Genomic DNA, 8,314 nt, shown 5'->3' with positions numbered 1-8,314 from the left:
CTTCTGGACCGACTTGATCATCTCTTTAATGCTGTCCACTTGAAAAGGCGTCTCACTCGCTTCGACCAACGCAAGGAATGCTTTAAGCACTGTCGGTACCTGCTCCTCAGCAAGGACAACTGTTGCTTCTTCCTCATCTGACACAGAATCAAGGAAGAAAAGTTCAGTTATTGGTACGATTTCAGCTGCATATCGCAATTTTTCCTGATGCAACGCTACAAGATCAGTTACCCATGCGCGTCCTTCGGCATCAAGCATTTCGGATACACGGCCCGCACTCTGAAGATGAATTAAGCATAGATCAACTAGACGAGGAAGGTCAGCTTTTTTCAAATACTCATTATTCATCCAGCTAAGCTTTTGCGTATCGAATACAGCAGGGCTTTTGCTTAAACGTTCCGGATTAAATACTTGAACAAGCTCTTCACGTGTAAATATCTCTTGCTCTCCCTCTGGAGACCAGCCAAGCAAGGTTATAAAATTAAACATAGCCTCAGGCAAATAGCCAAGTTTATCGTATTGTTCAATGAACTGGATGATGGACTCATCCCGTTTACTTAGCTTTTTCCGCTGGTCATTGACGATTAGCGTCATATGTCCGAACTTAGGCGGCTCCCATCCGAACGCTTCATAGATCATCAACTGACGAGGGGTGTTGGACACATGATCCTCGCCGCGAAGCACATGACTGATTTTCATCAAATGGTCATCCAGTGCAACTGCGAAATTGTAAGTAGGAATACCGTCTTTCTTCACAATTACAAAGTCGCCCATCTCCGCTGTATCAAAGCTAATCGAACCTTTCACGATGTCATCGAACGTGTAAGTACGGCCTTCCGGTACACGGAATCGAATACTCGGAACACGACCCTCTGCTTCGAAAGCCTGACGCTGTGTATCTGTCAGATCACGGTGCTGACCAGAATAGCGAGGCGTCTCGCCAAGCGCAGTCTGAGCTTCCCGCTCCTGCTCCAACTCTTCTTCCGTGCAATAACAGCGATACGCTAAGCCGCGATCAATCAGCTCTTGCCAGTATTTGCTGTAAATATCAAGTCTTTCTGTCTGGCGATAGGGGCCATAACCTCCACCGATATCTATGCTTTCATCCCAATCGATACCCAGCCATTTCAAGTAAGTAAGCTGGCTTTCTTCACCACCAGCGATGTTGCGTTTCACATCTGTATCTTCGATCCGAATAATTAGTTTACCGCCTAGATTTCTTGCAAATAAATAATTGAATAAGGCCGTTCTTGCATTACCGATATGTAAATGACCTGTCGGTGAAGGTGCATACCGAACACGAACTTCTTGTGTCATCTGAAAATCCCTCCTAGAATTAATACCAGTGTAAAACTTATAATTTCTTATATTTGATCAAACCGATCATAGCACATCCTTAATTAAGCAAACAACAGATTGCGCCGCGATGCCTTCACCGCGTCCTGTGAAGCCAAGCTGCTCTGTCGTAGTGGCCTTTACATTCACTTGTGATACATCCGCTTCAAGAGCAGTTGCAATCACCTCAGCCATTTGTAGTATATAAGGCAGCATCTTTGGCTTCTGAGCAATGATTGTTGAATCGATATTACCAAGCTTATAACCACGCTCTCTAACAAGCTTCCAAACCTCTTCAAGAAGCTTTAAGCTATCCGCATCCTTAAACGCTGCATCCGTATCCGGAAAATGCTTGCCGATATCGCCAAGTCCTAGCGCACCCAATATCGCATCTGTAATCGCATGAAGTAATACATCTGCGTCGGAATGACCCAGCAATCCTTTCTCATAAGGGATCGTGACTCCCCCAATAATACAAGGCCTTCCTTCTACTAGTTGATGCACATCAAACCCTTGTCCTACTCTGATCATTTGTATTCACCATTCCCCTCTACAAAATCGGCACGACGCTTTGCGAGCAAAAATTCCGCCCATGGCAAGTCGTCGGGCGTCGTAATTTTGATGTTCGTATACTCGCCTTCTGCAACAGTAACTTTCGCGCCTGTTCGTTCCACTACCATAGCATCATCTGTACCAATAAAGCCGTCCGATAACGCACGCTCATGTGCATCCAGCAATAGGACACGACGAAAAGCTTGGGGCGTTTGTATCGCCCACAAGCTTCGGCGGTCTGGTGTAGAAACGATAACACCCGCTTCATTTACTTGTTTAATCGTATCTTTAACTGGAACAGCAAGTACGGCAGCACCGCTAAGCTCTGCTGCAGCACAGCAAGCGTTAACGGCTGCCGCGGTTACGAGCGGGCGAACACCGTCGTGCACCATCACCCATTCCGTACGAAGTGCTTGCAGTCCGCAATGAACGGAATGCTGGCGTTCCTTGCCACCTGCTACTACAGCCTTTACTTTTGCAAGCTTGTACTTTAGCACCCATTCCCTGCAACGCTCCACATCGTCTCCCCCGACGACGAGCGCTACTTCCGTAACCGAATCCAGCGCTTCAAACAATTCCAACGTATGGACGAGAATAGGCTTGTCCCCTAACTGTAAGTACTGCTTGCTTTCCTTTGTCCCCATGCGCGTGCCTCGTCCGGCCGCCACAACGACAACTCCCCATTCTGCTCCCATGCCTTCGACCTGCCTCTGTAATCAAGCGTATACGGATAATACCGTTATAAGCGTAAACGGCTGGCGCCGTCTTCTGGCGGCATAAGCTCGTTTCGCGGTAAAATATAGGCAGAGTATAAGCGTGAAACTTSTACTTCCCTATATTTTAAGAAGAAACAACTACGTCGTCCTTGTTTAAGGACAAGTGGTTTCTCGTAAAAATATAGGCAGAGTATAAGTATGAAACCTGTACTTTCCTATATTTTAAACAATAGTACTATCATACCTTGTTACTGCGCTTTTTCCAACAGCTTTGGCTTTGCGAATATCATTCGGCCAGCAGATGTTTGCAGGACACTTGTGACAAGCACTTCCATCGTTGTACCGATATAGTCACGGCCGCCTTCTACCACGATCATCGTGCCATCATCCAAATAAGCAACGCCTTGTCCATGCTCTTTGCCATCTTTTATGACTTGAACAATAATTTCCTCTCCCGGCAAGACGACAGGCTTCACTGCGTTAGCCAAATCATTAATGTTCAGAACAGACACGCCTTGCAGCTCGCACACTTTATTTAAGTTGAAGTCGTTGGTGACAACCTTACCTTTAAGCGCCTTTGCCAGCTTCACGAGCTTACTATCAACCTCACCGATTTCCTCGAAATCACCTTCGTAGATGAGGACCCGCACATCGAGCTCTTTTTGAATTTTGTTCAAAATATCAAGACCACGCCGACCTCTGTTTCGCTTCAGTAAATCTGAAGAGTCTGCGATATGCTGAAGCTCCTCTAGCACAAACTCAGGAATGACTAGCGTCCCTTCTATAAATCCTGTCTTACAAATATCTGCAATTCGCCCATCAATAATGACACTGGTATCGAGAATTTTATGTTCCTCAAAACCGCCCGCTTCATCTGATGCTGGAGCAACTCGGCGCTTCTCAAGCATTGTCGCAAATAGTGCAGCAAGCTCATCTTGCTTGTGCAGCCCTATTTGCAAGCCTAAATAACCGAAACAAAGCATCATCACCGCTGGTAAGAGCCTGCCTATGCCATCTAAGCCAGAGACAGCTGGATACAATAGAATAGTGAGTAGCAAGCCTGCCAGCAGTCCTCCTGCCCCTGCAAACAACTGCTGCATGGGAATAGCAGCCGTTTGCTCTGCACCCTTCTGCATATAACGAATCACTTGACCTGCTATTAACGTTGCTGCAATAACACCAAAAACCGCGCCAACTGCTACATTCATGTAATAAGTGCCGGATCGCTGCAGCATCCCCATCGATGAGCCCGACCATATGGCCGCTCCGTTCATCCACCCATATACTTCACCGCCGGCCATTCCACCGAACAACATACCAATCAATTGAATTATTCGTCTAACCATTATGGTTCACCTCCACTACAATTATGTTCCAATAATTGCCTACTTAACCGTGGGGAACTCTATTATTTGAAAACATTTATAATTTTTAATAATTCACATTTGGTAAACAATGCTCAAGAGGCTTATAATGGGAATTGAGATTACTTCATAAGAGGTTGGTGAAAGAGGTGGAACCGATGAGCGCTCCTACATTGGATCAATTTCAGCAGCAAGTATCAGAATTATTGCTTAGACACCGTAGCTTGCTAGATGTTATGTCAAAATTCGGCCAGGCCGGCGCTTCCGTAAATCGAGCTGTTACTAAAGCCGTCACGGATTGCGGTTGTATCGAATTGAATGCCCGTAAGCAGCAATACTCAGATGAGCTAGATCTTGAAAATGCAAAGACAACGTTACAAAGTCACCTCTCGGGAGCCGTTTGCGAGCATTGTCGCGATGTGCTTAAGGCCGATCTTGGACGCAATTTATTTTATATGACCGCTTTATGCAATCTGCTTGATATTCAACTGGATGAGGTTATCGCTGATGAATATGACAAGTGCTCTACTCTAGGCTTATTTAATTTAACGTAATCAAGCACACAAAAAAAACGTCTTTATCACACGACATGTGATGAAGACGTTTTTCTCATTCTTATTCTCTGATCATATTTATGCTGGCTTCTCTGTTTGTACAGGATCTTCGGTACCATCTGTTCTGTTTTTCCTTTTACGGTTTCTTTTGGGTAAACGACGTTCAACGTTTTTTTTTAAGCCGTACAGCGCATATATAAGCAGCGGTACAAACAAAATTTTTGACAAATGGCTGCTTTTCAAAACAAGTCCTAGCACCACTGCAATTATTACGATGATTGGAACGACCCAAACCGCGTTCTTCGGAATACCTACTTTTTTGAAATTTGGATATCTAATGGTACTAACCATTAAGAGCGAGAGAACAATTGTGCTAGTAAGTAATACCGAGATGTAGATGTCGGCTTTAAACAAAGCTAAAGTTGCTAAAACACCGCCTGCTGCTGGAATTGGAAGTCCAATAAAATATCCAGGAGGCGCACTCGAAATAACATTAAACCTAGCGAGACGTAAAGCACCACATATCGGAAATAATGCCGTTACGGTCCAAGCGAGCGCTGGATTAAGTCCTTGAAAGGCTACTACATACATTATAAAAGCCGGCGCCACGCCAAATGAAATAACATCAGATAACGAGTCTAGCTCTTTTCCAAATTCACTTTGAACGTTCAACGCACGTGCAACGCGTCCATCCACACCGTCAAGCAGCATTGCAATTAATACCATCATTGCAGCCGTTTCTGGTTTTTCATTAAAAACAAGAATGATGGCTATTACTCCTAGGAATAAGTTCCCCACCGTGAAAAGGCTTGGTATCGATTTTGCGATCATCTTTTCCACCTCTTCTCTACTATGCCCCAAAACCGGGTACAAATGTACCTCCAAATTACAGGTCCACATTCAATCCATTGTATGGGATTTAGATTTGCCTGTCAATGAACATCTGTTCTTGAATCCGTTTGAGACCTTCCTTAGTAGCTCTAGCGCGCACCTCGCCAATGCCCTCAACCTCATCCAATTCCTCGATAGTGGCCATCAAAATATGAGGTAACCTTCCAAAGCGATCGATCAGGTTATTCATAATAATAAGTGGCAATCTAGGAATTTTGTTTAACAATCGATACCCGCGCGGCGATACTGATTCGTCATTCATATTGTTCGTATGCGGATAACCCATCAAGCGGATAATTGGCGGAGCATCAAGCAGTTCGTCAGAGCTAAGCTTCTTCAATCCAGCCCGTACTTCTCTAACTTTCTCATCCGAATTGTCTTTCACATAATCCTTAAGTAAGTACCAAGCATCCTCTTCCACACCGCCAACCAATTCATCCATTTGCATACTAATTAGGCGGCCTTCGGTTCCAAGCTCAATTACATAACGTTTGATTTCCATCTTGATTCGCATAACCATCTCAACACGCTGAACAACATGAGCTACTTCCTGTAAAGTTACGAGCTCCTCGAATTCAAGTGCTGACAAATTCGTGAAGGATTGGCTTAATACCGCTTTGTATTTCTCTAGCGTTTGAATGGCTTGATTAGCTTTTGTCAGAATAACGCCCATATCCTTGAGAGAATATCTCAGATTGCCTTGATAAAGTGTAATGACATTGCGGCGTTGTGAAATGGATACAACGAGCTTACCCGTTTGCTTTGCAACACGTTCCGCAGTCCGATGACGAATACCTGTTTCAGTCGATGGAATAGAGCTGTTCGGAATAAGCTGTGTGTTCGCATATAACACTCTTCTTATATCCTCACTTAGGAYAATAGCGCCGTCCATTTTTGCAAGCTCATACAAATAGTTCGGTGAGAAATCGCAGTTAATAGAAAATCCCCCATCTACGACCTCCATAACCTCCGGACTATAGCCAACAACAATTAATGCTCCCGTTTTGGCTCGAAGCACATTTTCCAGCCCCTCTCGAAAAGGGGTGCCTGGTGCGACTAATTGTAACAATTGATTCATAACTTCAAGCTGCGTAGGTTCCTTCATCTATATGCCCCCTATCCAAGCGCTGCCTTGAGTGCTTCCGCTACCGTGCTGACGCCGATAATTTCAATTCCTTCGGGCGCTTTCCAGCCCTTTAAGCTCTTCTCCGGCATAATCACTCGTTTAAATCCAAGTTTCTCCGCTTCCTTAACTCGTTGCTCAGCACGTGACACAGCACGTACCTCACCTGTTAAGCCTACCTCACCGAACACCACATCATAGGGTCTTGTAGGCGCATCCCGAAAGCTGGATGCCAAGCTGACAGCTGCCGCTAAATCTACTGCTGGTTCATCCAGCTTCAAACCGCCTGCTACATTTAAATACGCATCCTGCGTCTGAAGAAACATCCCGTTGCGCTTCTCCAATACCGCAATAATGAGCGCAAGCCGATTATGATCCATGCCTGTTGACATTCTTCTGGGTGAAGGGAAGTTGGTTGTTGCTACAAGGGCTTGAAGCTCAACAAGCACCGGCCTCGTACCTTCCATGCTTGCTACAACTATCGAGCCTGAAACGCCAAGCGGCCGTTCGGAGAGAAATAATTCAGAAGGATTAGATACCTCCCTCAGACCATCCTCGCACATTTCAAAAATGCCAATTTCATTTGTGGAACCGAAGCGATTTTTCACCGCCCTAAGCAGCCGGTAAGTATGATGGCGTTCCCCTTCGAAATAAAGAACGCAATCAACCATATGCTCCAGCATTCTTGGACCAGCAATTGCACCTTCCTTCGTAACATGGCCAACGAGTACGGTTGCAATCCCTTTGATTTTGGCGACCCTCATAAAATGAGCTGTGCATTCTCGTACTTGGGAGACACTCCCTGGAGCAGATTGCACATTCGGATCATACACCGTTTGAATCGAATCTATGACAAGAAAATCAGGCTGTACCGATTCAATCGCTTCGTTAATATGCTCCATATTAGTCTCACATAGTACATACAGCGACTCCGTCAGTGCACCAAGACGATCTGCTCTCAATCTGGTCTGACGCACCGACTCCTCTCCAGAAATATAGAGTACCTTCAACCCCTTCACCGCTAAAGCATGTGAGGTTTGCAGGAGCAACGTTGATTTTCCTATGCCGGGATCGCCGCCTACCAGTATGAGAGAACCAGGCACAACACCTCCGCCGAGTACTCGATTGAGCTCTAACATCATTGTTTCTATGCGTGGTTCATGCCCATTCTCTATATGTATGATGGACTGTGCTTTTTCTTTCGTATGAACAGTAGACAATCCGACACCCTTGGTCTTAACAACACTTTCCGTCTCTTCCAGCATGGAGTTCCAAGCATGACAGCCTGGGCATTTTCCAAGCCATTTCGGAGATTCAGTACCACATTCGTTACAAACAAATTTCGTTTTTATTTTAGCCATCCTAAACCCCTTAAACGTTTTGTGCCCTAAGACATTTTTACATCTTGTTGCCAATACCTTAATACTTAAAGTTTACCATTTTATCATCATTGTATAAACCCACATTATATACGAAAAATATTGTGAAACTGATTAGTACTACTTTCCATTGTTCGTTACGACTATCTATATACAAAAATAAGCTCCTTCCTATCCACTTGGATAAAAGGGAGCTAGCTAGAGTAACCCTTAATTTAACTAAACTTCAATTTTAGCTTGACGTGCAACTAATACGCGATGTGTACTCAATTGAGAGCCCAACATGACACTCTCAGACTGCTGACCTTCAGCGCTTGCTCCAGTTCCACCCTGCTGTCCGCCCCTATGTGCATGTGCCTGACGGAATGAGTCGCTGCTCACCCACCCATCGAAGGAAGCC

9 protein-coding genes are annotated in these 8,314 nt (G+C 45.0%); 1 reads left to right on the top strand and 8 read right to left on the bottom strand.

Features of this window, described 5'->3' with window-relative positions:
- The 4 genes from gltX to AC1DWN_RS21690 all read right to left on the bottom strand — a co-directional run.
- Positions 1-1,317: glutamate--tRNA ligase (gene gltX / locus AC1DWN_RS21705; RefSeq protein WP_477560984.1), on the bottom strand; the 1,317-nt coding region annotated here is incomplete at its 3' end.
- Positions 1,318-1,383: 66 nt separating this feature from the next.
- On the bottom strand, positions 1,384-1,866 hold the full coding sequence (gene ispF / locus AC1DWN_RS21700) for a 2-C-methyl-D-erythritol 2,4-cyclodiphosphate synthase (protein WP_477560983.1): 483 nt from the start codon (positions 1,864-1,866) through the stop codon (positions 1,384-1,386).
- Positions 1,863-2,582 (bottom strand): 2-C-methyl-D-erythritol 4-phosphate cytidylyltransferase, encoded by a 720-nt coding sequence (gene ispD / locus AC1DWN_RS21695; protein WP_477560982.1) that lies wholly within the window; start codon positions 2,580-2,582, stop codon positions 1,863-1,865. Before ispD ends, ispF begins: the two co-directional genes overlap by 4 nt.
- 269 nt (positions 2,583-2,851) lie before the next feature.
- Positions 2,852-3,949 carry a PIN/TRAM domain-containing protein gene (locus tag AC1DWN_RS21690; RefSeq protein WP_477560981.1) on the bottom strand — a complete coding sequence of 366 codons (1,098 nt, stop codon included), beginning with the start codon at positions 3,947-3,949 and terminating at the stop codon, positions 2,852-2,854.
- 176 nt (positions 3,950-4,125) lie between these two features.
- On the opposite strand from AC1DWN_RS21690, the gene AC1DWN_RS21685 reads away from it, so the two are divergent.
- Positions 4,126-4,521: a nucleoside triphosphate pyrophosphohydrolase family protein gene (locus AC1DWN_RS21685; RefSeq protein WP_475813315.1), complete on the top strand. Its 396-nt coding sequence runs from the start codon at positions 4,126-4,128 to the stop codon at positions 4,519-4,521.
- Between the two features lie 78 nt (positions 4,522-4,599).
- Here the strand turns inward: AC1DWN_RS21685 and pssA are convergent, their stop codons facing one another.
- From pssA to AC1DWN_RS21665, 4 genes are all read right to left on the bottom strand, one after another.
- Positions 4,600-5,352 (bottom strand): CDP-diacylglycerol--serine O-phosphatidyltransferase, encoded by a 753-nt coding sequence (gene pssA / locus AC1DWN_RS21680; protein ID WP_477560980.1) that lies wholly within the window; start codon positions 5,350-5,352, stop codon positions 4,600-4,602.
- Positions 5,353-5,440: 88 nt separating this feature from the next.
- Positions 5,441-6,517: a DNA integrity scanning diadenylate cyclase DisA gene (gene disA, locus AC1DWN_RS21675; protein ID WP_477560979.1), complete on the bottom strand. Its 1,077-nt coding sequence runs from the start codon at positions 6,515-6,517 to the stop codon at positions 5,441-5,443.
- Between the two features lie 11 nt (positions 6,518-6,528).
- Positions 6,529-7,896: a DNA repair protein RadA gene (radA, locus tag AC1DWN_RS21670; RefSeq protein ID WP_477560978.1), complete on the bottom strand. Its 1,368-nt coding sequence runs from the start codon at positions 7,894-7,896 to the stop codon at positions 6,529-6,531.
- A gap of 237 nt (positions 7,897-8,133) precedes the next feature.
- Positions 8,134-8,314: antibiotic biosynthesis monooxygenase family protein (locus AC1DWN_RS21665; RefSeq protein ID WP_477560977.1), on the bottom strand; the 181-nt coding region annotated here is incomplete at its 5' end.

This window comes from Paenibacillus sp. P4_A7 (assembly GCF_056402455.1).
The sequence above is the reverse complement of the archived record's forward strand: the minus strand, read 5'-3'. Positions and strand labels throughout refer to the sequence as shown.